22 protein-coding genes are annotated in these 26348 nt (G+C 58.2%); 6 read left to right on the forward strand and 16 right to left on the reverse strand.

Features of this window, described 5'->3' with window-relative positions:
• The 10 genes from BUB72_RS10610 to BUB72_RS10655 all read right to left on the reverse strand — a co-directional run bounded on the left by BUB72_RS10610 (position 1) and on the right by BUB72_RS10655 (position 13930).
• Positions 1-1545, reverse strand: a complete 1545-nt coding sequence (locus tag BUB72_RS10610; RefSeq protein ID WP_073143672.1) for a monovalent cation/H+ antiporter subunit D — start codon at positions 1543-1545, stop codon at positions 1-3.
• The gene (locus BUB72_RS10615; protein WP_073143673.1) at positions 1542-1898 is read right to left on the reverse strand and encodes a Na+/H+ antiporter subunit C; all 357 of its coding nucleotides are present in this window, start codon (positions 1896-1898) and stop codon (positions 1542-1544) included. Before BUB72_RS10615 ends, BUB72_RS10610 begins: the two co-directional genes overlap by 4 nt.
• A 1-nt stretch (position 1899) precedes the next feature.
• Positions 1900-4779 carry a monovalent cation/H+ antiporter subunit A gene (locus tag BUB72_RS10620; protein WP_073143674.1) on the reverse strand — a complete coding sequence of 960 codons (2880 nt, stop codon included), beginning with the start codon at positions 4777-4779 and terminating at the stop codon, positions 1900-1902.
• 100 nt (positions 4780-4879) lie between these two features.
• Positions 4880-7996, reverse strand: coding sequence for an efflux RND transporter permease subunit (locus tag BUB72_RS10625; RefSeq protein WP_073143675.1), 3117 nt, complete (start codon positions 7994-7996; stop codon positions 4880-4882).
• Positions 7993-9111 carry an efflux RND transporter periplasmic adaptor subunit gene (locus BUB72_RS10630; protein WP_073143676.1) on the reverse strand — a complete coding sequence of 373 codons (1119 nt, stop codon included), beginning with the start codon at positions 9109-9111 and terminating at the stop codon, positions 7993-7995. The genes BUB72_RS10625 and BUB72_RS10630 overlap by 4 nt, the downstream gene beginning before the upstream one ends.
• A 345-nt stretch (positions 9112-9456) precedes the next feature.
• Positions 9457-9948 (reverse strand): asparaginase domain-containing protein, encoded by a 492-nt coding sequence (locus BUB72_RS10635; protein ID WP_073143677.1) that lies wholly within the window; start codon positions 9946-9948, stop codon positions 9457-9459.
• 86 nt (positions 9949-10034) lie between these two features.
• On the reverse strand, positions 10035-10598 hold the full coding sequence (locus BUB72_RS10640) for a PqiC family protein (protein ID WP_073143678.1): 564 nt from the start codon (positions 10596-10598) through the stop codon (positions 10035-10037).
• A gap of 2 nt (positions 10599-10600) precedes the next feature.
• Complete coding sequence (locus tag BUB72_RS10645) at positions 10601-12685, reverse strand: PqiB family protein (RefSeq protein WP_073143679.1); 2085 nt, start codon at positions 12683-12685, stop codon at positions 10601-10603.
• Complete coding sequence (locus BUB72_RS10650; protein ID WP_073143680.1) at positions 12678-13337, reverse strand: paraquat-inducible protein A; 660 nt, start codon at positions 13335-13337, stop codon at positions 12678-12680. Before BUB72_RS10650 ends, BUB72_RS10645 begins: the two co-directional genes overlap by 8 nt.
• The gene (locus tag BUB72_RS10655; protein ID WP_073143681.1) at positions 13295-13930 is read right to left on the reverse strand and encodes a paraquat-inducible protein A; all 636 of its coding nucleotides are present in this window, start codon (positions 13928-13930) and stop codon (positions 13295-13297) included. Before BUB72_RS10655 ends, BUB72_RS10650 begins: the two co-directional genes overlap by 43 nt.
• Positions 13931-14120: 190 nt before the next feature.
• On the opposite strand from BUB72_RS10655, the gene BUB72_RS10660 reads away from it, so the two are divergent.
• Both BUB72_RS10660 and BUB72_RS10665 read left to right on the forward strand, forming a co-directional pair.
• Positions 14121-14579, forward strand: coding sequence for an NUDIX hydrolase (locus tag BUB72_RS10660; protein WP_073143745.1), 459 nt, complete (start codon positions 14121-14123; stop codon positions 14577-14579).
• A 93-nt stretch (positions 14580-14672) separates the two neighbouring features.
• Positions 14673-16160 carry an inorganic phosphate transporter gene (locus BUB72_RS10665; protein ID WP_073143682.1) on the forward strand — a complete coding sequence of 496 codons (1488 nt, stop codon included), beginning with the start codon at positions 14673-14675 and terminating at the stop codon, positions 16158-16160.
• Positions 16161-16219: 59 nt separating this feature from the next.
• Here BUB72_RS10665 and BUB72_RS10670 read toward each other — a convergent pair whose 3' ends face one another.
• The 4 genes from BUB72_RS10670 to BUB72_RS10685 all read right to left on the reverse strand — a co-directional run bounded on the left by BUB72_RS10670 (position 16220) and on the right by BUB72_RS10685 (position 19939).
• Positions 16220-17233 carry a 5-oxoprolinase subunit C family protein gene (locus tag BUB72_RS10670; RefSeq protein WP_073143683.1) on the reverse strand — a complete coding sequence of 338 codons (1014 nt, stop codon included), beginning with the start codon at positions 17231-17233 and terminating at the stop codon, positions 16220-16222.
• On the reverse strand, positions 17230-17892 hold the full coding sequence (gene pxpB, locus BUB72_RS10675; protein ID WP_073143684.1) for a 5-oxoprolinase subunit PxpB: 663 nt from the start codon (positions 17890-17892) through the stop codon (positions 17230-17232). Before pxpB ends, BUB72_RS10670 begins: the two co-directional genes overlap by 4 nt.
• On the reverse strand, positions 17889-18656 hold the full coding sequence (locus BUB72_RS10680; protein WP_073143685.1) for a LamB/YcsF family protein: 768 nt from the start codon (positions 18654-18656) through the stop codon (positions 17889-17891). Before BUB72_RS10680 ends, pxpB begins: the two co-directional genes overlap by 4 nt.
• Positions 18657-18745: 89 nt before the next feature.
• The gene (locus BUB72_RS10685; protein ID WP_073143686.1) at positions 18746-19939 is read right to left on the reverse strand and encodes an ROK family transcriptional regulator; all 1194 of its coding nucleotides are present in this window, start codon (positions 19937-19939) and stop codon (positions 18746-18748) included.
• A 176-nt stretch (positions 19940-20115) separates the two neighbouring features.
• Here BUB72_RS10685 and BUB72_RS10690 point away from each other — a divergent pair, with 176 nt between their 5' ends.
• From BUB72_RS10690 to BUB72_RS10705, 4 genes are all read left to right on the forward strand, one after another.
• Positions 20116-21135, forward strand: a complete 1020-nt coding sequence (locus BUB72_RS10690; protein WP_073143687.1) for a sugar ABC transporter substrate-binding protein — start codon at positions 20116-20118, stop codon at positions 21133-21135.
• Positions 21136-21203: 68 nt separating this feature from the next.
• A complete protein-coding gene (locus BUB72_RS10695; protein ID WP_073143688.1) occupies positions 21204-22244 on the forward strand; it encodes an ABC transporter permease in 1041 nt (346 codons plus the stop codon).
• Positions 22244-23020 carry an ATP-binding cassette domain-containing protein gene (locus BUB72_RS10700; RefSeq protein ID WP_073143689.1) on the forward strand — a complete coding sequence of 259 codons (777 nt, stop codon included), beginning with the start codon at positions 22244-22246 and terminating at the stop codon, positions 23018-23020. Before BUB72_RS10695 ends, BUB72_RS10700 begins: the two co-directional genes overlap by 1 nt.
• Complete coding sequence (locus tag BUB72_RS10705) at positions 23017-23631, forward strand: AAA family ATPase (protein WP_217653852.1); 615 nt, start codon at positions 23017-23019, stop codon at positions 23629-23631. Before BUB72_RS10700 ends, BUB72_RS10705 begins: the two co-directional genes overlap by 4 nt.
• On the opposite strand, the gene BUB72_RS10710 is transcribed toward BUB72_RS10705, so the two are convergent.
• Positions 23628-24671, reverse strand: a complete 1044-nt coding sequence (locus tag BUB72_RS10710; RefSeq protein WP_073143690.1) for a succinylglutamate desuccinylase/aspartoacylase family protein — start codon at positions 24669-24671, stop codon at positions 23628-23630. The genes BUB72_RS10705 and BUB72_RS10710 overlap by 4 nt on opposite strands.
• The gene (locus BUB72_RS10715) at positions 24668-26311 is read right to left on the reverse strand and encodes an AMP-binding protein (RefSeq protein ID WP_073143691.1); all 1644 of its coding nucleotides are present in this window, start codon (positions 26309-26311) and stop codon (positions 24668-24670) included. Before BUB72_RS10715 ends, BUB72_RS10710 begins: the two co-directional genes overlap by 4 nt.
• Positions 26312-26348 lie beyond the last annotated feature (37 nt).

Raw genomic sequence — 26348 nt, forward strand, 5'->3', positions numbered from 1 at the left:
TCAGTGATCCTCCGTCGTTGGTTTGCTGTGCTTGCCCGGCGTTTCTATCACAGTCGAAATGTAGGGCTCTGGCGCGAAAAGCTGCGCGGCCATGGTTGTGGTGTAGGCATGCATCTGCCCCGCAAAGACCGTGTGCGCTACCAAGAGCGAGATAAGCCCGCCAACAGCAACATAAGACAAGGCCGCCGGACGCGGATGGATGGGGGCGTCTTCTAGCGCCTCGATACTATGTGCCTTCCAGAACAGAACGCTACCTGCAAGGGCAAAACCGACGATGCTGATCAAGCTCGACGTCAGAACGATCACCCAGATCCAGACCATGAGGTCAGCGTCATAGGCCGCATTCAAGATGAGCAGCTTACCCAGGAACCCTGACAATGGCGGCAGGCCTGCCATCGCAATCGCACCTATGAAAAACAACCCTGCGGTTAGGGCGTTGCCCGCGACTGGGGGCTGCGGTGTCAGGTTCAGATCGGCGCGACCAGTACGCACAAGGTCCGAGATCAGAAACAAGACAGCACCAGCCAATGTCGAATGCACGATGTAGTAGAGAGCGGCCGCGATGCCCTCGGGTGTGAACAGCGAGATCGCCACCATCACCATGCCCATGGACCCGATCACAGAGAACGCGACAAGCCGGTCCAGCCGCTTGGCTGCCAGAACGCCCACCATCCCGATGGCCAGCGACAACAGCGCGGCGGGGAGCAACCAAAGGTCATGCAAGCCTGCTGTGACGTCCAAGTCCGGCGGAAAAATCATCGTGTAGACGCGGATGATTGCGTAAGCACCGACCTTCGTCATGATGGCAAAAAGCGCGGCCACGGGAGCGGGTGCTTCGGCATAGCTCGACGGCAGCCAGAAATGCAGCGGAACAAGCGCTGCCTTGATCGCAAAGACCAGCAGCAAAAGTACGGCGGCTATGCGGATGCCTACAGTGTCCTCGGGGCCAATCATAGCGACGCGATTGGCCAGATCGGCCATGTTCAACGTGCCTGTCTCGGCATAGATCGAGCCAAGCGCAAATAGAAAGAGCGTCGAGCCGATAAGGTTGAACAACACGTACTGGACACCTGCGCGCAGTCTTTCGTTGCCACCTGCGTGGATCATCAAGCCGTAAGACGCGATCAGCAACACCTCGAAAAAGACGAAGAGGTTGAAGAGGTCTCCGGTTAGGAACGCGCCCATGATGCCCATCAGCTGGAACTGGAACAGCGCGTGGAAGTGTCGCCCGCGATTGTCCCAGCCCGAACCTATCGCGTAAAGCAGCACGAAAAGCGCCAGCACCGCTGTCAGGAGAACCATCAGCGTCGACAGCCGGTCGGCCACCAGCACGATGCCGAACGGAGCGGCCCAATCGCTGAGTTGGTAGAGTACAATGGAGCCGTCGGACACCTGAAAGGCCAACCCTGCTGCAATGATGATCAGGGCCAGTACACCAGCGATCGACAGGGTCCGTTGAATGCCGATGTGGTACCGTGCCGCCAGCACGATAAACGGCGCAAGCAAAGCGGGCAGCACGACGGGGGCGATGATCCAGTGGTTCATGATGTGCCCTCCGCCTTGTCGTCGGCGTCTTCGCTTGGATCGTCGACATGGTCATCGTCGGACCCCAAGAACGCGCCAAGACCAATCATCACCACAACGGCTGTCATCCCAAAGGAAATGACGATGGCAGTCAGCACCAAAGCCTGCGGCAGTGGATCGGTATAGACGGACACCCCATCGCTCAGGATTGGAGGTGCGCCGACGGTCAGGCGGCCGGACGAGAACAGGAACACGTTAACCGCATAGGTCAGCAACGACATTCCCAAGATCACCGGAAAGGTCCGCAGGCGAAGCATCAGATAGATGCCACCAGCAGTCAGAACGCCAATGGCGGAGGCAACCAGAAATTCCATATCAGCCTCCTTCCTTTGCAGGTTTCGCACCAATCTGGAGCGGGTTCTCTCTCGAGGGGTCGATATCCATCGGGTGCTCGTTGTCAGGCACATGTGCGCGCCGCGCAAGGCGCGAGAAGCTTTCCAACGACAGCATCACAGCTCCGACAACTGCCAGAAACACGCCAAGATCAAAGAGCGCTGCGGTCGCCAGTTCGAACTTCTCAAACGGCGGGATACGGACATAGGTGAAGTCCGACGTCAGGAAGGGTTTGCCGACAAACCATGAGCCGATGCCCGTGAAACCGGCAATCAACACACCTGCACCGATCACGCCATGATAGGGATAGCGCAGCCGTGCCGAAGTCCACGCAAAACCGCTGGCCATGTATTGCATCACGACACCGATCGAGACGATGAGGCCCGCGATAAAGCCGCCGCCCGGCTCGTTATGTCCCCGCCAGAAGATGTAGAACCCGACCAAAAGGACCACCGGCATGATCACACGGGTCAGGACCACCATCATCATCGGATGCACGTCGCCTGCGCGGGCTTGATCGGGTAGGCGGTTCAAAAGCCGCGCACGCACGGGGCCACCCAGCAATGTTTCTGTCAGCGCATAGATCAGGAGTGCAGCGATCCCCAGCACGATGATTTCGCCATATGTGTCAAATCCCCGAAAGTCGACGAGGATCACGTTGACCACATTGGTCCCGCCGCCGCCCTTGTAGGAATTGGCCAGATGAAATTCCGAAATCGGAGTGCTGACCGCGTCGCGCAAAAGATAGTAATAAGCCAGCGCGAAGGTCGCCAGCCCGCCTGCAATCGCAATACCCGTATCGCGCACGCGGCGCAGGACAGAGCTTTCTATTGGGGTGCGGTTTGGCAGGAAATTGAGGGCCAGCAGCATCAAGATAATCGTGACCACCTCGACAGTGAACTGGGTCATCGCCAGATCGGGTGCGCTAAAGAAAACAAACCCGACAGAGACCATCAGCCCGACGATGCCAATCAGGATCAGCGACAAAAAACGATTGCGGTGCATCAACACCATACCGCAGGTCGCAGCGACCAACATCAACCAACCCGCAATGAGCACGGGGTCCGCAGGCTGCAGCGTGCGGGTGGCAGTCCCGACTGATCCGGTGCTCCAAGCGTGGAAACCCGCAGCGAGTATGGTAACAGCGGCGACAGCCGCGTAGCGCGTAAACGCGCCGTTGTGCAAAGGCAGAATGACCTGTTGAGACACCCTGACGACAGCATTGATAATGGTATCGAAGATTGCTTTGGCTTCGGGTCTTGGGGTGGTGTCCCAAAGGCGCAGCGCGGGGGTGAAAACGGCAATCATCAGTAAGCCGCCGACAACGGCTATCATCGACATGAAGAGGGCCGGAACCAGCCCGTGCCAGATTTTGAAATAAGCTTTTGGTACCTCTGCCGCGTCGCCAAGAACGGAGGCTGTCACCAGTTTCACGAAGGGCTCGGCCAGGAAAGGCGCGACACCGATTACCACGACCAGCACCACCAAAATCGCGGGTGGCATCCAAAGGCCTGCCTCCGGATCATGGGGCTTGGCGGGATAGTCGTCCCGCACCGGACCCAAGAACACATGCCCGATCAGCCGGAAACAATAGGCCGCAGACAGAAGCGATCCGAATGTCGCCAGTGCGGGAACCAGCCAAGGTAGCCCAAACAGCACCGTGTGGTTGGCCTCTTCCAGCATCATTTCTTTTGACAAAAATCCGTTGAGCAGCGGAATACCCGCCATCGACAGCGCCGCAAGGGACGCGATCATGAAGGTAATCGGCATCAGTTTCCGCAAGCCTCCGAGGCGGCGAATGTCGCGGGTATGGGCCTCGTGGTCGATGATACCGGCAGACATGAAAAGCGCGGCTTTGAAGGTCGCGTGGTTGAGGATGTGAAACACCGCAGCCATCGCGCCAAAAGCGGTGCCTGTGCCCAAAAGCATGGTGATCAGGCCAAGATGGCTAACCGTCGAGAAGGCCAGTAGCGCCTTTAAATCATGCTTGAACAGCGCGATCAGTGCGCCCAGAACCATGGTGACCAGACCTGCGGTGGTGACAATCATGAACCATTCGGGTGTGCCGGACAGGACGGGCCACATCCGCGCCATCAGGAATATCCCTGCCTTCACCATCGTCGCCGAGTGTAGATACGCAGACACCGGCGTGGGCGCTGCCATGGCGTGTGGCAACCAGAAATGGAAAGGGAACTGCGCCGATTTGGTGAAGCAGCCCAGCAGGATCAGGATCAAGGCGGGAACATAAAGCGGGTCTGCTTGAATAAGGTCGCGGTTCTCAAGGATCACGCTCAGATCGTAGCTGCCGACGATCTGGCCCAAAATCAGCATGCCACCAATCATCGCCAAACCGCCCATGCCCGTGACGGTCAAGGCCATTCGCGCGCCTTGCCGACCCTCCGGCAGGTGCTTCCAATAGCCGATCAGCAAGAACGAAGACAGCGATGTCAGCTCCCAGAAAACCAGCAAAAGCAGGATGTTGTCGCTCAGAACGATGCCGACCATCGCGCCTTGGAACAGCAGGAGGTAGGTGAAGAACTCGCCCATATTGTCATCGCGGCTTAGATAGTTCCGCGTATAAGCGATAATCAGCAGGCCAATGCCCAAGATTAACAGCGCAAAGAAGAATCCAAGCCCGTCCAACATCAACGTGAAATTCAACCCAAGCGACGGCATCCAGTCGACCCGCGCCGTCACGACTTCTCCGGCCAGAACCAAGGGCAGATTTGTCAGCAAGCCGATGAAAGCGGCCAGTGAGACGGCAAAAGTCACGCCGGCACAGGCTGAGCGCCCCGCAGAATTCATCAGACCCGGCAAAAATGCGCCTAAGAAGGGCAGTGCAACGATAATGAAAAGGGACACGGGAACTCCAGAAAGGATCGATTATGTAACTTGCACAAAGCTGGTCAGGATTCGCAAGAGCGCGGACGCGATTATCCGCCTGAACAAGAGTGCCGCGCCTTCAATCAGATTGTGTTTCAACTCCGACACGTCGCTTGCGCTCGCCCAGCATCAACATCGCAGGCGTCACCACCAAAGTGAGAACAGTGGCGATCACAAGCCCGCCCGCAATAGCGGAGGACAGCTCCGTCCACCACTGGGTCGAGGGCGCCCCGTAAACGATCTCTCGGGTAAAGAAATTCAGGTTTACACCAATGACCATTGGCATGAGGCCAAGCGCGGTCGTCACGGATGTCAGTATTACCGGACGCAAACGCTGTGCGCCCGTGCGCAAAGCGGCCTCCAAGGGCGACTGCCCGGAGGCTTTTAGGTCGTTATAGGTGTCGATCAGCACGATGTTGTTGTTCACGACAATCCCCGCCAGCGCGATGACCCCGATCCCGCCCATCACGACCCCGAAGGGGCGGCCGGTAATGATCAGACCCAGCAAAACTCCGGCGATGGAAAAGACGATCGCGCTCATCACCACGAAGGCTTGGAAGAAGCTGTTGAACTGCAACACGAGGATGACGAACATCAAGAAGATGGCCGAGATAAACGCGCCGATCAGGAACGCCATGCTTTCTGCCTGGTCTTCTGCTTCACCTGCAAAGCTGAATTTTACGCCTTCGGGAAGGTCCGCGGCTTCTAACGAGGCCGTCAACGCGCGCACCTGATCATTGACAAGTACGCCCGGCGCGACGTTGGCCTCAATCGTGGTGACGCGCTTTTCGTCGATACGGCGGATGACGCCCGTGCGCTCGGATGGCTCGAAAGTCACGAAGTTCGAAATCGGGACGAGACCAGCCGATGTCGGAACGCGCAAGTTGCCCAGTTCGGCAAGCGAGCGCTCCTCTCGCGGGAAGCGCACGCGGATGTCCAGAGACCCGTCGACATCGTCGGGGCGATAATCGGCGATGGTGATCCCTTGCGTAAGCAATTGTACCGCTTGCCCCAGAAGGCTGACATCCGCGCCAAACCGTGCCGCTTCGGCGCGATTGACAAGGATCGACACCTCTACGCCCGGCAGGGGCCGTGTATCGGTGACATCGGTGAAGCCACCCTGCTTGTCCATCAGAGCACGAATTTGTTCGACCGCGATGGTTTGTGTCTGGGGGCTACGGGCGGTAATTTGCAGGTTGATCGGCTTGCCCGTAGACGGGCCGCCGCTTTCGGTTTGAACCTGCACGTCGATGCCCGCGATATCGGCAACGCTGTTGCGAATGTCTACGCCGATCTCGGCGGCAGGGCGACGGGTGTCCCATGCGGTCAGTTCAAGTTGCAGCGTGCCGATGGTTTCCTCGTCGCCCTGACCCGCGCTCATGGTGGAGCGTGCGTAGATGCTGGCAATCTCGTCATAGCCCAGTATGCGTTCTTCGACGGCGCGCACCAAAGCGTCGCGCTCGAAAATCGAAAAGTTATCGCGTGCGCGCACTTGGACTTGCATGAAGTCAGGCTCGACGGACGGGAAGAAGCTGATGCCCTTGCCGAATTGAGCATAAAGGCTGAATCCGCCCAACAGCAATGCCAGCGCCAACAGGAGTGTCGCCAGAGGGCGCAGGATCGCCCATTCCAAGATTTTTATGTAAGCGCCTGTGGCGCCCTTGATGTCGCGCGGATCACCAAATTCCGCTGCATGTAGTGCCGCTTTCGCCGTTGCGGTTTGAGGCTGCCGTTTGCCGATCAGGCCGCCGACGACAGGGATGAAAACCAATGCCATGAACAGCGATGCGAACAGTGTAAGGATCACTGTGATTGGCAGAAACTTCATGAATTCACCGACCATCCCCGACCAGAAGAGCAGGGGGAAGAACACGCTGAGGGTGGTCGCCGTAGATGCAATGATTGGCCATGACATGCGTTTGGCGGCGAAGGCATATGCGTCTTTGGCGGATGCGCCTTCTTGCAAGCGCCGGTCGGCGAGTTCGGTGGTTACAATCGCACCATCCACAAGCATACCTACAACAAGGATGAGCGAGAACAAGACGACGATGTTCATCGTGTAGCCCATTGTCCATAGCGCAATGACACCAGCAAGAAACGCACCGGGGATCGCCAGGCCAACAAGGATCGCAGACCGCAACCCGAGGGCGAGAACGATGACGATCATCACCAGGATCACGGCGGCAATCACGTTGGCTTCCAAATCACTGAGCAGGTCTTTGACCTGTTTGCTTTGGTCTTGAAGGTAGGTGACTTCGACACTCTCGGGCCAATCGGTACTCAGGCGGTCCACGAGCGCCTGAACTTCGGCAACGGTGTCGATGATGTTCGCGCCGGACCGTTTTTTCACTTCCAAAGCAAGCGCTGGCTGCCCGTTAATGCGCGCGAAAGACGTCGGGTCTTCAAATGTGCGCCGGATGGTGGCGACGTCGCCAAAAGTGACGACGGTATTGCCGCGCACCAAGACGGGCATGGACATCACGTCCTCCAGCCCTTCGATGAGGCCTGGGACTTTCAATACGATACGGCCTGCGCCGGTCTCGATTGCGCCAGCGGCAATCAGGCGGTTGTTGCGCTGGATTTGGCCGATCAGCTCGTCAAAGGACAGGTTGTAGGTCTGGAAGACAGTAGGGTCGATCAGAACCTCCAGAAACTCGAACCGCTGCCCGCCGATATCAACCTCTAGGACCCCGCTGAGACCTTCGATTTCTTCTTGCAGCGTTTCTGCGAGATCGTTGAGTGTGCGCTCCGGAACCGGACCGGACAGGATCGCTGTGATAATCGGGAATAGGGCCGTGTTTATTTCTGTGATCTTGACGTCATAGGCGTCGTCGGGCAGGTCACCTTCGGCGCGGTCAGCAGCTTCGCGCACTTTGTCCAGTGCACTCTCGCTGTCAAAGCCGGGGCTGAACTCCAACTGAATGCTGGCGAAGCCTTCGGAGGCTTCCGACTTGAGACTTTCAAGCCCGCTGATGGAGGCGAATTCGGTTTCCAACGGTTCCAACAACAAGCGTTCCGCGTCGCTGGGGCTGATACCATCCAGCCCGGTTGAGACATAGAACAGCGGTAGAGGAACCTCGGGGTTTGCTTCCTTTGGGATGGAAACATAGGCATAGGCGCCGACAGTCAAAACCATCACCAACGCCATGACCACGACCCGCGAGCGTGAGAACGCAGCGTTGATAATCGCGTTCATCGGGCTGGTTCCTCGGGCCGAGGATTTACAGTTTCGCCCTCGCTTACGAACCCTTGACCCACCGTAATGACGTCGGCCTTGTCAGGCAGACCCGTGACCCAGATCCCCTCGATTTGAGCGCGGACAACCTGGATGGGATGGAACTCGACGGTCATGTCTTCGGCGACGGTCTTTACACCAAGCTCCCCGCGTTCACTAAGCGATACAATCGACGGCGACAGAAAATGGGCGGTGGCCTCGCCTGTGGGAATACGGACCTCCGCAGAGATGCCGGCGGGGATCGCACCGTCTTCGTTTGGCACATCAATTTCGGCAAGGAAGGTACGCGTCTGAGAGGACGCGGAGGTGCCAACGAAGGACACCGTGCCGCTGCGCTCCTCTCCGGTAATGAATTTAACCGTCGCGGATTGGCCGTTTTTGATGCGGGTTAGGGATTGCTGCGGGACCTGTATCGTAACGGTCAGCGGCGTGTTGTCCACGATGCGCCCGATTGCCGAGCCTGCGGACACAAATTCGCCGGGGTCTAGATCCAGTGTTTCGATCCGGCCATCGAACGGGGCGGTGATCACAAGGTTTTTAGAGGCCTCCTGCGCGTCAGCGACCTGCGCTTGTGCCGACGCCAAAGCGGCACGAGCCTGCGCGACGCGATCAGCGGTCGCAACGCCCCGTTGTAGCAACGCTTCCGCGTTATCGAATTCGCGTTGGGCGCGGGCGAGTTCTTCGTTTGCGCGATTGATCTCGGCCTTGTTTGTGGTCGCATCCAGTCGCGCGATGATGTCACCAGCCTCTACATTCTGGCCTTTCGTGACGAGCACTTCGGCGACGTCGCCGGAAACCTCTGCACGCAACTCGGTGTCGCGGTCGGGTATCGCCTGGCCTTCGGCTTGGTAGTACTGGGTCACGGTTTCGGCGACGGAAGGTTTGACGGCGACCGCAATCGGCTTGGGCGCCTCGCGCGTTGGAGTGGCGGTTGGCTCGGCGGACGGGAAAATGAAACCGCTGCCCATCCAGGCCACGATAACCACCACTAATGCCGTTGCAATCCAAGTGGAGCGGGACGCGCCCTCGTCATCCTGGAACTCCAGCGCTTTTGCGTCTTGGGCCGTGTTGGTCATGGTTTAATCCTTCCGAGCAGCAAACTGCTGGTGCGGTCTGAGCGGGTCTGTTGAGGAGCTTCGGTGAATACCTAAATTGTTGCGTTGATTACAAACTCGTTTGAGCAATTCAGGTATCATACATGGATCGAAATCCTTCGTTAACACTCGATTAGAGTGCGCTTTGCTTATACGTCAAGGGTATTCAGTTTGAGCCGAACATTCAGACGTAACGTCTCTTTACGTTGGATTTTTCAGAAATGCGTTCAAGAAATCCCCGTGAAATTGCGATTGAGCACCCAAACGTTCGAAGGCGGCTTCCGGTTCCCGCGCTGCGTGACGGTCAACCACCAGACGTCGAAAACGTCAGACGTCAAAGCGTCCCTGTTCGGTGTTCTTGGTCAAGGCGGCGGCCTCGAAAACGCGGCCGTTCATCACGCCATAAACCCCGTTTTGCATCACTTGAGCAGCGATGATCGCACCGCCCATGTTAAATGGTCCGTCAGAAAAACTCAGAGAATGCGGGCGCATTGCGCCTGTGAGCACGATAGTTTTTCCCGAAACACGCTTCGATATCCACCGCGCGCTTTGGCCCATTGTGCCAGTGCCGTGGGTGACCACAATTGCGGGTTCAGGTGCCGCAAGAATGGCCTCGACGATTGTAGCCCGATCATCATCATCAAAGTCGAGACTGTCCTTCAGCATCAGGAGCTGGACGGTCGGAAAATGACAGCGGGCGAGGGATAGAATTTCGGGGACATGAGTGGTGTTGTCCTCCGAAAAGGCCAGCGCCTCGGTGGCGGGGTCATGGACTTTGTCGATAGTTCCGCCCGTCACGATGATCCGAACATCTTTCATAACATAATCCTTCCGCTGGAAGTTCAGCGCCCGACGCTAATCGCGAACCGAAAGCGGTTGCGCGAGCGGACCTGAGTAGGGGGCGGCTACCGCAACCCGTTGCGCGCAATGTAGACCGCAAGATCAAGGATCACCTGACCCCGCGCCGCGGCAATGGCTTGTGGTCCGCCCAACGGGTCAAACGGTACCGCAAGATCAAACAGTCCAGAGCGTTCGCGGCCACCATCCGGAACGCCTACAAAGAACTGTCCGGACGCGCGGAACTGACCGTTCGCACCGGCGATGAGGCTTTCAAAACGGACCTCCAAACGGGCGTCCGGAAAGGCTTCGAACGGCCATGGCTCGGAGGCAACACGCGCACCGGTCAGACGCGCAAGATTGCGGGTTAACTCCAAGGCGACCGCCCGCTCGGGGCTGTCGGCCCAAAGAATGGCGGAGTCAGTCACGAGTTTGCCGTCCAGATCCTCGATTGCGATCTCGTTGGCACCGGCATAGGCTGGCAACGAGACGTCGCGCACTTCGACCGCACGAAAGGCGATACGTTGCTTTTGTTCAACTTGCGGTGGGGTAACCGGATAAAGGTCGGGCGTGGCCCCGCAGGCAGCAAGCGCGAAAGCGGTCCCGACAAGGATCGGCTTTAGTGCAGTCATAATTATCTTCCCCGTAATAGTGAGCCTGGGTTGCGTTCCAGCATACGTGCCAGTGATGTCATCGCCTCGGCTGCTTTAGAAATGTCGCGCAATGCGCTCTGGGCATCACGGCTCAGCACTTCGCCTTTGTTATACCCTGCAATCGTTTGGTTGGCTTGGTTTAACACCTGCTGCACCCGTTCGACCAACGCCGGCAAATCCTGTGTGGAAATGGCGACAGCATCGGCTGCTTTGCGCGTTGAATCCAGCGTCGCGTTTATGTTCGTGACGGCACCGCCTTCACGCAATTCCCGCAAGGTCGCGTTTATTTCGTTTAAGGCAGAGCCGAGGTCTTCTGGCAGCTTCTTCGCCGCGTCGGTGCCCAAAATTGCATCCGCCGAAGTTGTAAGAGACGTAAGCTGTTCGGTCAAAGCATCCAAAGGCAGGCTTTCTGCCTTCGCGGCAACGGCTTGCAGCTGCGTGACAAGCGCAGGCACCCCTTCGACCGAGGCGTTCACACCATTCGCTGCCGCCGCCGCCGCATTGACCGCCGCGACGAGTTGGGTGGTAAACTTTTCCTCTTCCAACTGCGCCAACAAGGTTTCGAACCGACCAAGCGCTCCGTTAAGTTTAGCGGGGATGTTTTGCACATCATCCGACCCGACGATATCGCGCACATCGCCCAACAAGGCGCGTACAACCTTCGGCGTCTCGCGAAGGTCTTCGTTGGAAATCAGCGCGTCGGCACTGTTCAGGAACTGGATAGCGCTGTTGAGCAACTCTTCGATTGGCAGGTTGTTGATGCGTGAAACCACGCCCGCAACCGTCGCCGTGACGTCGGAGATGTCATTGCTGGTGCTTGGGATGATCGGGATGATGCCTTCACCGGATTGCACAACATACGAGGATACATTCTCGGTATCGACCAACTCGATCTTCAGGCCGCCCGCAAGAAGGCTGGCGGACGCAAGCCGCGCACGCAGGCCTTCCTCAATACGGCGCGACAGAAACTGCAACGCTGCCTCAGGTGTGACCTCATCCGTCAAACCAAGCCGCGCGGGCTGGATGTCGATGAGCGCGTTCAGCCGCACCCGCTCATCGCCGAACGCATCTGCGTCAATGACGCCTGATACGCCGGTCACCCGGCCAATCGGAAAGCCGCTGAGCTCAACCGGGGCGTCCACGGCAAGACCGGAGATGCTTTCGTCGAACACCACGCGCATTTGAAGCGGCTCTGCTTCCGAGGCGTTGAAGACGCTGTCACGCGCTGACTCTTCGTCGGCAAACACTTCGAACGACTTGCCGTCAGACACCCGCCCACCGCTGGAAACGAAGGTTTCGAAGGTCAGGCCACCGCTGACGAGCGTGGCGAAGGACGAGAAGTCGATTTCCGCGCCGCCTGGGCCGACGGAAAAGGTGAATCCGGAGGTGTCCCAAAACCGCGTTCTGTCAGAGATCAGGCGGCTATGGGGGTGGTAGATAATTGCTTCCGCGACGGCAAAACTGCCCTGCTGCGAAATATGCGCCTTGCCCACGCGCCCGACTTCGATCCCGCGAAACGTGATGGGACTGTTGTCGGTCAAGTTGCCACCCGCCGTGGTGCGCAAGGTGATTTCGAGCCCTTCTTTACCATAGCGATACAGCGGGGTGTCTTTCAGGCCTTTGAATTTGGATTGCGCGGGACCGATATCGCCGTCCCAGGTGCCTTCGATGTACACACCTGTCAAAACCGTATCGAGACCGCTTACGCCTTGTGCGCTCAACTCAGGTTGGACCACCCAGAAACTGGCACCCACATCCACAAACGGCGCGATGTCCTTGTCTATTCGCACAAGGGCCACAACGCCGGACAGGTTCGACGCGAACTTGACGTCTTCCACAACACCGACGGCCACATCCCGAAACCGCAGCTCGGTCTCGCGTTTTGCGATACCGGCGCCATTCTCGAACTCGATCTCGATAAGCGGGCCACGGTCGGTGTAGGACTGCCACGCGACGCCAAGGGCAATGGCCAAGGCCAAAATGGGGATGATCCAGACGAAGGACGCATTCGCGAAAAACGACTTGCGTGCCGGTTCGATGGACACGGGTGTTGGCGTCTCACTCATCTGTCGTCGTTCCCTCTTGTCTGGCACGTACGTCCCAGATCATGCGGCTGTCAAAGGCCTGTGCCGATAGCATCGTAAAAATCACAGATAGCGCAAAAAACAGGCTGGCACGGCCCGGATTGACCGCAGCGAGAGTATTTAACTGGACGAGCGACGACATGATCGCAACTACAAAAATATCAATCATCGACCAGCGCCCGATATATTCGACCACCTCATACAGCACCTGACGGTGGTGGTTGGACACGCTGGAGGGGCGTTTGACCGATATGGCAAGAAAGGCGATGGCCATAAACTTGCCTATGGGAATGACGACGCTCGCAATCAGGATGATCAAGGCAATGCCCACAGCCCCGTGATGGATTAGCTCGACCGCACCGCCGACGATTGTGTCTTCCTGCACGCTAAGCAAGGTGCGGGTTTGTAGCATCGGGTACATATTGGCGGGCACGTAGCACATCAACCCAACCAGCCAAAGCGCCCACACCCGCTGCAAGCTCAGGCGGTCGCGCGCAACGATTGTGCTGCCACAGCGGCCACATGTTTGCGTGCCCGCGGGCCAGACCTGCGTGCACCGTGTGCAGGCAACGACGCCGAGATCGCGCGCGCTTACGATGTTTGAGTTTTGTCCAGCGACTTCCATACCGACCATCTACATAAGAAATTGTCTTGAACCACAACTAGGACAACCAGCCCCGAAAACATCCAGAACGCGGGCCCGAACGCAACATCCGCCAAATCGCTGATCTTGATCAATGCAACGGCGCAGCCCAGCACAAAGATTTCTGCCATCGACCACGGGCGCAACGCTTCGGCCAAGCGGAAGGCCTGAGTTGACCCGCGTGCAGGGGGCCGGTCCAGAACAATCGGCACAAGGACGTATATGGTGAGCAGAACCCGCGCCAATGGCACGAAGATAATCAACGCCGCCGTGGTCAGCGCAAGTGCCACCAAAGGCCCGTCACTAAACGCAAGTGCCGCATCAAGGATCGAGACCGAGTTTGTCGCGCCCGCCGCTGAAATCGACAGAAACGGGAAAACTGTGGCGGCAATAATCAAGATCGTAATCGCGACGGATACAGCAATGATCTGCAACCCTGCCTTGCGGCGCGGGGTGATCAACACAGTCCCGCAACGCGTGCACACTGCCCTTTGACCGACCTTGGGGCGCTCAAGCGTAAAGGCCGCATCGCAATGCGTACAGACAATCAAATTGTCGAGGGGAATCGGCAGGGGTTGGTCCATTAGGCTACCTATCCGATTTTTGCGCCAGCTACACGAAATTCAATTTTCAAACCTTGAAGGCGCGAACAGCAGAATCCATCGTCCCGTTCTGGGTCGTTTGATCAGACATTTTCGGGGCAAATTTGCAATTTTGTCAATTCATCAATATGTTATGCAGAACAACAAAAATAATATCTTGAGCGGTTTCATTATGGTCAGACATCTCCGTGAGGTCTGGGACAGTTATTTGTCCCCGATGTTGCAACGCCCGAAGCGTTTGCAAGTTGCAGCGCTATGCTACCGTGATCGCGGGGATGATCGCGAAGTGTTGCTCGTGACCAGCCGCGACACCGGACGTTGGATTATCCCGAAAGGGTGGCCCATCCGCGGATTGAGTTCTCCCGAAGCGGCCATGCAAGAAGCGTGGGAAGAAGCTGGCGTGTCTGACGGGCACATGGAGACCGAGTCCATCGGCACCTACACCTATGACAAGACCCTGCGCAGCGGCTTGCCTGTTGCTGTCGAAACGCTGGTTTACTCCGTCGAGGTGGAAAATCTGGAGGAAGACTTCCCCGAAACTCAAGAGCGTCGCCGCAAATGGGTCAGCCCGTCCGATGCGGCGGGCCTTGTTCACGAAAGCGAACTCAAGTCCATATTCCGCGCGCTGTGATATTTATAGCTGATCTGCGGCGCGGTCATTCGAGCGGTTGATTTTAGCTCTACTTTAAGAGACTACTCCCCCGACAAATTCGGGGGACGATTCATGTCAGACCAACAACAAGGCGATCCGCGCCATCTTGAAACGCTGGATCGGGATCTGGCGCGCTATTCCAACCTTGAGATGGCGACCAGTTACGTCTCTCGGCCTATTGTTGGTCCAAGCATCGCCTTCGTGTTCATTGTGCTGGCTGGCCTGGCTGCGGCGATGATCTTCGGCCAAGCAAACAATTCGCTTATCGTCGTCATTGCTGCGTGCTTCGGGGCCTATATGGCGCTAAATATTGGCGCCAATGACGTGGCCAACAATATGGGTCCTGCGGTTGGTGCGAATGCATTGACCATGGGCGGGGCCATTGCCATTGCCGTGGTCTTCGAGAGCGCTGGAGCCCTGCTGGCAGGCGGCGACGTCGTTTCAACCATTGCGAAGGGCATCATCGCGCCCGAAAGTATGGGCGACGCGCAGACGTTTATGTGGGCGATGCTGGCCGCGTTGTTGTCGGCGGCGTTATGGGTGAACCTCGCGACATGGGTGGGTGCGCCCGTGTCGACGACCCACTCTGTCGTTGGCGGGGTTATGGGGGCGGGCATTGCCTCGGCAGGGCTTTCAGCGGTGAGTTGGTCGACCATGGGTGCAATCGCCGCCAGTTGGGTGATCTCGCCGGTTCTGGGTGGGCTTGTCGCTGCTGGGTTCTTGTGGCTGATCAAGTCGCGCATCATCTATCAGGACGATAAAATCGAGGCGGCCCGCAAATGGGTGCCGGTTCTGGTCGGCATTATGGCGGGGGCGTTTTCTGCTTATCTGGCGCTCAAGGGTATCAAAAAGATCATCAAGATCGACATGTCTACCGCGTTGCTGATCGGTGCCGCGATTGGTGTCGCGACTTGGGCGATCATGATCCCTACCATACGCAAGCAGTCCGAAGGGTTGGAAAACCGCAACAAGTCGCTGAAAGTTTTGTTCGGTATTCCCTTGGTTGTATCGGCGGCATTGTTGAGCTTTGCGCATGGTGCGAACGATGTGGCCAATGCTGTTGGTCCCTTGGCCGCGATTGTGCAGGCGTCGCAGTCCGGTGATTTCACACATGCGATCAGTATCCCGATCTGGGTCATGGTGATTGGTGCCTTCGGTATCTCGTTCGGGTTGTTTCTATTCGGCCCCAAATTGATCCGCATGGTGGGTAGCCAAATCACCAAGCTGAACCCGATGCGGGCCTATTGCGTGGCGCTGTCGGCTGCGATCACCGTGATTGTGGCCAGCTGGCTGGGCCTTCCGGTGAGCTCGACCCATATCGCTGTTGGGGGCGTGTTTGGCGTGGGCTTCTTCCGCGAATGGGATGCGGAGCGGCGCATCAAGAAGGCACGGCTCGCTATGCCTGACCGTCCCGCCATGGCGACGGAAGAACGTCGCCGCCGCAAATTGGTTCGCCGGTCGCACTTCATGACCATTATCGCGGCTTGGATCATCACGGTTCCCGCCGCAGCGATCCTGTCGGCGATCATCTTCCTGGGTATCTACACGATCATGGTCTGATCTTGCGAAGGGTAGGGTGTTGAGGGGTGCGGGCTGCAAATCCCGCGCCTTTTTTGCGGCTAGTCTTCAGCGCCGCTGATCACGCCACCAATAAGATTTTCGCGCAGAAGGCGCTCGTTAAGGCTTGGACGGGGTTTGGCAAGCTCATCGAGATAGGCGCGTCTTTGACGGGCCGCTGCACGCACGATGGAGATCGCGTCTTCAGGGCTGACCGCGGTAAATGCAACGCTGTCCTGTGCCCGCATTTGAGACAACCGATCGAGGTCGCACGAGATGACGGTCGCGATCTTCGGATAGCCGCCAGTCGTTTGGTGATCCGCAAGCAGCACTGTGGGAACGCCATCGCCTGCGACCTGCACAGAGCCGCGCAGGATTGGTTCTGACGGGATAGAAAGCGCTTCGTTAAGCTCTAGTTGAGGGCCGTTAAGACGCACGCCCATACGGTCAAACGCATCGGTGAGCTTATAGGGTGTGTTCAGAAAAGTTGCGACCGAAGACGGCGCAAAGTGTTGGTCCTGCGGTCCGACCACAACGCGCACCTGCCCATCGGGTTGTGCAAAGGCGGGGCAGGGGATGTCGCCCATGCGGTCGTCGCGGATATGGGCGCTTTCAATCTCGATGTCCTGCCCGGATCGCAACGCGCCACCACCAAACCCCGACATCGAATGTGTCGCCGTGTGTCCAAGCCATTTGCTCGCCTTCAGGTCGCCCGCAAATGTGAGGTAAGTCCAACTCCCCCACGCGCCGCCTCTGATCGTAAGCTTTTCACCTTCATGCAATGTCTGCACTGTCCAAGCCGTCGTTTTGGCACCGGCACAGTCAACGGAAAACCCGCCACCGGCCACAGCAAAACTTACCGAACCTTGCTTGCATTCAAGAACCAACCCGCCAAGTGATACCTCTAGTCCGGTCGCGTCCTCGGGCTGGCCAAGCGCGGTATTCGCAATGGCAAAGCTGGTGCGGTCCATCGGTCCTGATGCAGACACCCCAAACCGCATATGCCCGCCACGCCCACCATCTTGGATGGAGACCAAGGGCCCCGCATGAATGACACGTAAGAGCGCGCTACTCATAGGGCCTCGCGACGGATGCGGTTGAACGAAACGGTGTCCCCCACGTCGAACAGAAACGGGCGGTCCGGATTGCCGGTCATGATTTTTGCGGGCGTGCGGCCGATGATTGACCAGCCGGTTGGCATGACGATGGTGGTCGCAAGGCATTGCGGCCCGGCGATCATCACGCTGCCGGCGGGGATGTCTCGCACCGGCGCGGTTTTGCGTGGAACCTGGATCGCTTCAGGCACGCCAGCCAGATACGCATATCCCGGTGCAAACCCGTACATGCCAACGCGATAACGCGCAGAGCTATGGGCCTGAATGACGGCGTCTTCGCTCATGCCACAGGCTTTGGCGACAGCTACAAGGTCGGGGGAAAAGTCATCATCGTAGCAAATGTCGAGCGTATGATGCGTGGCCTGCGCATCGCTGTCGGGTGACACGGGGAGTAGGGAACGAACGTCCTTCTCGACCTGAACGTGATCGGTTTCCAGTGGGTCAAAAACCACAAGGAGGTTCACCAAAGCGGGGACAACCTCTTGCAGTCCCTTGATTTGTGCCATGGTGATCGCGTGATCCAGCGCAATGACCAAGCGATTTACATCGTCGCTTATTTCAGAAGCGAACTCTACCAAGACCGCATGGTCGGCCACCGGTTTGAACTGCGGCGCGTTCATCCTCGCGCAAAACCGGAAACCGTGATGCCCGCCGCAGAGAGGCGTTTGCGAATTGCACTGGCCATGGCAACCGCGCCGGCACTGTCGCCATGAACGCAGATGGACTGCGCGTTGAGGGCGATGGGATCGCAGTCAATGACAGGCATCAATCCTGTCTCGAGAAACGCAAGCAGACGCTCGGCCGCCTCATCCGGATCGTGGATCATCGCCCCGTCTTGCCCGCGCGGGACGAGCTGGCCGTTGGAAAGATACCCGCGGTCGGCGAATATTTCTGAATAGACCTCCGTCTTCGCACTGCGCGCGGCTTGCTCTAGCTGCATGCCCGAAATCGCAAGGATGGAGAGGTGTGGATCAATCTGAGCCACTGCGCTCACAATCGCATCTGCCACGCCGCGATCCGCCGCCGCAAGGTTGCCGAGCGCGCCATGAGGTTTCACATAGGTGACCTTGGTGCCTGCCATCTTGGCGAGCGCCTGCAATGCGCCGACCTGCGCCGCGACCATGCGACCGATCTCGACAGTGGGCATAGGGATGATCCGGCGCCCGAACCCTTCGCGATCATTGTAGCCGGGATGCGCGCCGACGGTGACGCCGTTGTCACGGGCGAGGCAAAGCGTTCCATACATTGTCTCGGGGTCGCTTGCGTGACCGCCACACGCGATATTGGCGCTGGATACGATTGACAGCATGGCGGCGTCGTCGCCCATGGTCCACGGGCCGAAACTCTCTCCAAGATCGGAGTTCAGGTCGATGCTGCGGGACATGAGGCGCTCCTACCGTCGTCTGGATTTCTACGCAGGATAGACCGTTTAACGTGCGATGTAAGCGGCAACTGTTCAAAATTCGGGAGAAGTTATAGCGTCAGACCCGAGTTGGTGTTGAGAAGGTATTGCGAGAAAATAGGACTGCACGCGGCTCCAAGCTCGCGGGCCTGTCTGCCAATGGTTCCGGCTTCGACCTGCGGAGGAATCAGCCCACGCGTGTCTTGGTTCAACAAATAGCGTCGTGTGCGCGCGACAAGGGTCTCCTTGACGTCCGGTGGTAACCCCCCGTCGATCATAATCGCTTCAAAATCAATGACCGCGCATGTGGACAGGGCGGCCTTGGCAAGCTCTTGCGCCGTTTGCCGGATCCAGGGCTCGACATAACGGGCATAAGGCGACCAGTCGTCGCTATCCCAAAGCCCGCTGGGGTCCAGCCCCACTTCAGACAAGCGCGCTTCGAGCAGGTGGATCGAGGCGATGTCGATGAGTTGGCGACTTTCACCGTTCGGCCCGACACTGCGCAAAGACCCCAACGCACCTGCATTTCCTTGATGACCTTCGAAAACGGAGTGGTTCAAAACGATCCCGCCTCCGACGAACGCGGCGACGAAGAAGTAGGCGTAGTCGCGAAACTCTTTGCCCCGCCCGTAGACATGCTCCGCACGACAGGCGGCGGTCGCGTCGTTGACTACATGCACGGGAAGATCACTGAACAAGGCGATTTCATCTTGAAAGCTCACCCCTTTCCACAGCGCAAATTCTTCCGCGGACGCGCCGACCATCTCGTGCCAGTTCCACAATTCGAAAGGGGCAGCGATCCCGATACCGCACAATCGTTGTTGAAGATCAGGGGTGAGAGTCGATGTCAGCTCGTCCAGTCCACTGCGGATAAACGCAAATATTTCTGCGGGCAGGGGATATGAAAAAGTCGTCGACACATCTGCGCGAATGACGCCGGTGAAGTCCATCAGAACGATTTTCGCGCTGCGCCGACCGATGTTCACACCAAGCGAGAACACCCCGTCAGGGGCCAGTGTCATCGGCACCGAGGGCTTGCCGACCTTACCGCGCACAGGTGCGCCACGGGCGAGCAATCCGTCCTTTTCCAGCTTTCGCAGAATGACCGAAACGGTTTGCGGCGATAGCCCCGCAATCCTTGCCAGATCGCTCCCGGGCATAGCTCCGCCACGCTGCAACATTGACAGCAAAAGGCGTTCATTGTGGTTACGCAACCCGCTTTGGTTTGCGCCGCCACTGAGCGATCTGATTTTGGACCCGTCCATTTACGTGGGACCCTATACTTTACGATCTCAAGAGAAAACATCGCATGCTGAATTAATAAATCAAGTTTATTTATTTATTGACCCAGGAATGCGAATCGCGTTTCTTAGCGTCAGTTCCGCCGGGAGGGCGGGGTTCTGATCCGTATGACGGACCACAACATGTCTGGGAGGACATCATGAAAAAATTACTCGCTACGTCGGCTGTCGCGCTGACCACTTTGTCCGGTGCGGCATTTGCAGACGGCCACGCAGTCACTGCTTGCCTGATCACCAAAACCGACACCAACCCGTTCTTCGTCAAGATGAAGGAAGGCGCTGAAGCCAAAGCGGCAGAGCTTGGCATGACGCTGAAATCCTTCGCAGGTAAGGTCGACGGCGACCACGAAACACAAGTTGCAGCAATCGAAACCTGCATCGCAGACGGCGCCAAAGGCATCCTGCTGACTGCCTCCGACACATCCTCCATCGTATCTTCGGTGAAGCAAGCCCGTGACGCAGGCCTCGTAGTTATTGCGCTGGACACACCGCTGTCCCCAATCGACGCGGCTGACGCAACTTTCGCAACTGACAACTTCCTTGCCGGTGAGCTCATTGGCAAATGGGCTGCTGCGACACTCGGTGACGACGCTGCAAACGCTAAAATTGCGATGCTTGATCTGGCCGTGTCGCAACCGACTGTCGGCGTTCTACGCGACCAAGGGTTTCTGAAGGGCTTCGGAATTGATCTGGGTGACCCGAACAAATGGGGCGACGAAACAGATCCCCGTATCGTTGGCAATGACATCACCGCAGGCAACGAAGAAGGTGGCCGCAAGGCTATGGAGAACCTTCTTGCCAAGGACTCTGGTATCAACGTGGTCTATACCATCAACGAACCTGCCGCTGCTGGCGCATACGAAGCCCTGAAAGCGTTCGGTCGTGAAAACGACGTGCTGATCGTATCCGTCGACGGCGGCTGTCCCGGCGTTGCCAACGTCAAGGACGGCGTAATTGGTGCGACCTCGCAGCAATACCCGATGCTGATGGCCTCCAAAGGCGTCGAGGCGATTGCCGCATGGGCCAAAGACGGCACCAAGCCAGCACTGACCCCAGGCAAGGACTTCTTCGACACTGGCGTTTCGCTGGTCACCGATAAACCAGCCGAAGGTGTCGAAAGCATTGACGTCGCCAAAGGCATGGAGCTTTGCTGGGGCTAACACCCGCACGACTATGAAAAAACAAGGGGCGGTGCATTCCGCCCCTTCGTCTTCAAAGGGAGGGAACGATGTCCAGCGCAGACACAACGAATGATGGGGTCGCCAAGTTCGAGCAACCCAACAGGGGCTTTCTAGGCACCGTCCAACACCTGCTACACGTCAATCCGGCGCTTGTGCCGCTGATCGTCCTTGTGGCATCGATTGTGGTGTTCGGGCTTTTGCTCGGCTCCAAGTTCTTCTCGCCCTTTGCGCTCACACTGATCTTGCAGCAGGTGCAGATCGTCGGCATCGTCGCCGCAGCGCAGTCGCTGGTGATCCTGACCGCGGGCATCGACCTCAGCGTCGGGGCCATCGCGGTGATCTCCTCGGTGGTGATGGGGCAATTCACCTTCCGATACGGCCTTCCGGTCGAGGTCTCCATCGCGTGCGGCTTGCTCTTCGGCACCGCCATCGGCGCCTTGAACGGCTGGCTCATCGCAGCCATGAAGCTGCCGCCATTCATCGTGACATTGGGCATGTGGCAAATCGTGCTTGCCGCCAACTTCCTCTATTCCTCGAACGAGACGATCCGGTCTCAAGACATCGCAGAAAACGCCGCGATGCTGCAATTCCTTGGTGCGAAGTTTAATATTGGCGGCGCGGTCTTTACCGTGGGCGTATTGTTCATGGTGCTGCTCGTTCTCGTGCTGGCCTACGTCTTGCGCCACACCGCATGGGGTCGCCATGTCTACGCCGTGGGCGACGACGCCGAGGCGGCGGAACTGTCAGGCGTGAACGTCAAGGGGACCATCATTTCCGTCTACGCCGTCGCAGGTCTTATCTGCGCCTTTGCAGGCTGGGCCTTGATCGGGCGCATCGGGTCGGTGTCGCCAACCTCTGGCCAGCTTCTCAACATCGAATCGATCACCGCGGTGGTGATCGGGGGCATTTCGCTGTTCGGCGGGCGCGGCTCCATCCTCGGCACATTCTTCGGCGCGTTGATCGTGGGGGTCTTCACCCTCGGCCTGCGCCTCATGGGGGCCGACGCACAGTGGACCTATCTGCTGATCGGTGTGCTTATCATTGCGGCTGTGGCCGTGGACCAATGGATCAGAAAGGTGGCAGCGTAATGGAACCCATTCTCAAAGGACGCGGGCTAGTCAAACGCTACGGCAAAGTCACCGCACTGGACCACTGCGACTTCGACCTGATGCCGGGTGAAATTCTGGCGGTGATTGGCGATAACGGGGCGGGGAAATCCTCTCTGATCAAGGCGGTCTCAGGCGCGGTCATTCCGGACGAGGGGGAGGTTTTCTTGGAAGGCAAGAAAATCCACTTCACCTCGCCCATCCAAGCCCGCGAGGCGGGTATCGAAACCGTCTACCAAACTCTGGCCATGTCACCTGCCTTGTCGATTGCCGACAATATGTTCATGGGCCGCGAGTTGCGTAAACCCGGCTTCATGGGAAAATGGCTGCGCCAGCTTGACCGCGCGGAAATGGAACGTCTGGCGCGTGACAAGTTGACCGAGCTGGGGCTGATGACCATCCAGAACATCAACCAAGCGGTCGAAACCCTGTCAGGTGGCCAGCGTCAAGGTGTCGCCGTGGCCCGCGCTGCGGCGTTCGGCTCGAAGGTGATCATTCTGGATGAGCCGACCGCAGCCCTAGGGGTCAAGGAAAGCCGCAAGGTGCTGGAACTGATACAGGACGTGAAGTCGCGTGGCATCCCGATCATTCTGATCAGCCACAACATGCCGCACGTCTTCGAGGTGGCCGACCGCATCCATGTTCACCGTCTGGGCAAGCGCCTTTGCGTGATCAACCCGAAGGACTACACAATGTCCGATGCGGTGGCGTTCATGACTGGCGCGAAGGAGGCTCCTGCACAAACGGAGGCCGCGTGACACAACCGGTCCCGCCGGAAATTCTGGCGCTGATTAACGGCCTGTCCACAACATCGGGCCGCCGCCTGATTGCGGTTGCTGGCCCTCCTGCCAGTGGCAAGTCGACACTGGCCGAGCAACTGGCGGACATCCTGCCAGACGCCGCAGTGGTGCCAATGGACGGCTTTCATCTCGACAATGAAGTTCTGTCCGAGCGTGGCCTTCTGGGTCGCAAAGGTGCGCCACAAACATTCGACGCGTTGGGTTTTTTGGACCTCGTCAAAGCGCTGCGCGCGCCTGTCACGCTGTCCTACCCGACCTTCGACCGTCTCCGCGATTGTGTGGTACCAGATGGCGGCGAGGTAAAAGCCGACTGCAAAACGGTGATCGTGGAGGGCAATTATCTGCTGTTGGACAGCGCCCCGTGGGACCAACTACACAAGCTCTGGGACGCCAGCATTTTCCTTGATGTGTCGCCCGACGTGCTGCGCGACCGCCTGCTGCAACGCTGGCGCGACCACGGATACTCCGAGGCGCAAGCCTTAACGAAAGCTGAATCGAACGACCTGCCCAACGCGCAGGTAGTGATGCAAAGCGCGGTCAACGCCACGTATATCGTTAACGATGCCTAAATAATCTCGTCTTCATCGAACAGCGGATCTTCTTCCAATTGCACGGACAAGTCCTCCACCGCTGTTTCCGCGCGGGCATTGGAGACGACCTCCGCGATGTGATAAATCGCGTCGCCCTCATTCACGATAGGCATCACCGCGCGGCCGATGATGATCCCATCGAAGGACGCGAACAACTCCACTTCGTTCTCGCCGAACGGGTCGGAGACAGCCGCGAGCAACTCACCATCCTCGACCACATCGCCTTCGCTTTTGAACGCGCGTAGAAGCCCACCTGCGGGCGCACGGACCCATTTCGACGACTTGCACAAGATTGAGGCGGCCTTGGCCGGCGTCACCGCCTTACGCGGCAACATCTCGCGCGTCGCCATCACCCGCAGAATGCCCGCGACACCGGCCCGCACATACATCTCGTCAAAGCGCAAACCTTCGCCGGCTTCATAGAGCAGCACGTCAATCCCGCGATCCCGAGCGGCGGCGCGGAGCGACCCGTCGCGCAGCGCGGAGGTCAGGATAACAGGCGCTCCGAAAGCGTGGGCGAGTTCCATTTTCTTGCGGGACGTACCGGAGACCCTGATTTGGGGCAGGTTGGTGCGGTGAATGGCGGCTGAGTGCAGGTCGACGCCAAAACTGCACCGCTCGACAACGTGACTCATGAAGTCATGCGCAAGGCGCGACGCCAAGGACCCGGTGGGCGTGCCGGGGAAACAGCGGTTCAAATCGCGCCGATCCGGAAGATACCGCGAATGGTTATGGAAGCCGAAAGCGTTTACAATCGGAACCACCAGCAAGGTTCCCCGCAGGGAACCCAGTGATTTGGTGCGCAGAAGACGGCGCAAGATTTCGACACCAATCACCTCGTCGCCATGAATACCCGCCGACACAAACATCGTCGGTCCCGGCCTTTTACCGTGGATCACGTGCACGGACATCGTGACGGGCGTGTGATCCGACAAGGTCGATATCGGCAGGTTCACCGTCTTGCGGGTTCCAGCGTCGATAGCTACGCCTCCGATTTCAAAGGAGTCTCTTTTTGTCATGGGGCAGGAGCCTTGGCGAGGTCTGCCACCATGGCATCCCGCATGATGAATTTTTGGGGTTTACCGGTGACGGTCATTGGAAGCTCGTCCTTGAAACGAATATGGGTCGGCAACTTGTAGTGGGCAATCTGGCCTTTGCAAAAGGTGCGAATGTCGTCGTGTGTCGTTTGGGCACCGTCACGCAACACAAGCCACGCGCAGACCACCTCGCCATAGGTGTCATCGGGGATGCCGAACACCTGCACTTGCGACACATCGGGGTGGGTGAACAGGAACTCCTCGATTTCGCGCGGATAGATGTTTTCACCACCGCGGCAGATCATGTCTTTGACCCGTCCGGTGATCATCACGTAGCCATCTCCATCCATCGTCGCCAGATCGCCCGTATGCATCCATCCGTCGCGAATGGCGCTGGAGGTCTGGGCGTCTTCCCCCCAATACCCCTGCATCACCGAATACCCGCGTGTCAGCAACTCGCCCTGCGTGCCGACATTCACCGTTTCACCGTCCTCGCCCACGATCTTTACCTCCACATGGGGATGGATACGCCCCACGGTGCCGACGCGCTTGTCCAGTGGATCATCGAGGCCGGACTGGAACGATACGGGCGAGGTCTCCGTCATCCCGTAAGCGATGGTCACACCGGTCATGTGCATATCACGTTGCACCTTTTTCATAATCTCGCGCGGACAGGGCGCGCCTGCCATTATCCCCGTCCGCAGGTGGCTCAGGTCAAACGTGTCAAATTCCGGCAAAGCCATCTCGTTGACGAACATGGTGGGTACGCCAAAAAGTGCTGTGCACTTCTCGTCATGCACGGCTTGCAATGTATCGCGCGGCTCGAAGCCCTCACCGGGGATTACCATGGTTGCCCCATGGGCCACACAGCCAAGCGTGCCCATCACCATGCCGAAGCAATGGTAGAACGGTACCGGAATGCACAGCCGGTCAGCCTCGCTGAAGGCCATTGTTGCGGTGGTGAAATAGGCGTTGTTTACGATATTGTGGTGCGTCAGGCAGGTCCCCTTCGGGTGTCCTGTCGTGCCTGAGGTGTACTGAATATTAATCGTGTCATGGGGTGCGAGCGTTGCCAAAATCGCGTCGAGCCGGTCGGTATCATCGGACAAGATATCATCAAACGCCAGAAACCCGTCCGGCGCGTCCCCCATGGCAATGAGGTGCCGCAGAGTGTCCGGCTTGGGATCGACCGCGCGGATCATTGCTATGTAGTCGGACGATTTGAAATTCTGGGCGGTTACAAGAGCCGAGCAGCCGACCTTGTCCAACGCATAAGACAGCTCTGACTGGCGGTAGGCCGGATTGATGCATACCAGAATGGCCCCGATGCGCGCGGTGGCGAACTGGGTCAGCAACCACTCGACTCGGTTCGGCGACCAGATGCCGACGCGGTCACCCTTGCCAAGGCCAAGATCAAGGAAACCCGCCGCTAGACGGTCCACCTGGTGGGCAAACTCCGCATAGGTCCAGCGGATGTTTTGCTTGGGGAAGATACAGGCTTCGTGGTTGGGTAACCGTTTAGCGGTGCGGGCAAGCAGGGCCGGAATAGTCAGCTCCAGCAGCGGCGTATCGGTCACGCCGGAAACATGCGAAAGCCCGCCGATAGGGCGCCTGTTGCTCATGGTTTTATCCTCCCTGATTGGGAGGAACCTACGCGCA

Source organism: Litoreibacter ascidiaceicola, assembly GCF_900129235.1.
Taxonomy (GTDB): domain Bacteria; phylum Pseudomonadota; class Alphaproteobacteria; order Rhodobacterales; family Rhodobacteraceae; genus Litoreibacter; species Litoreibacter ascidiaceicola.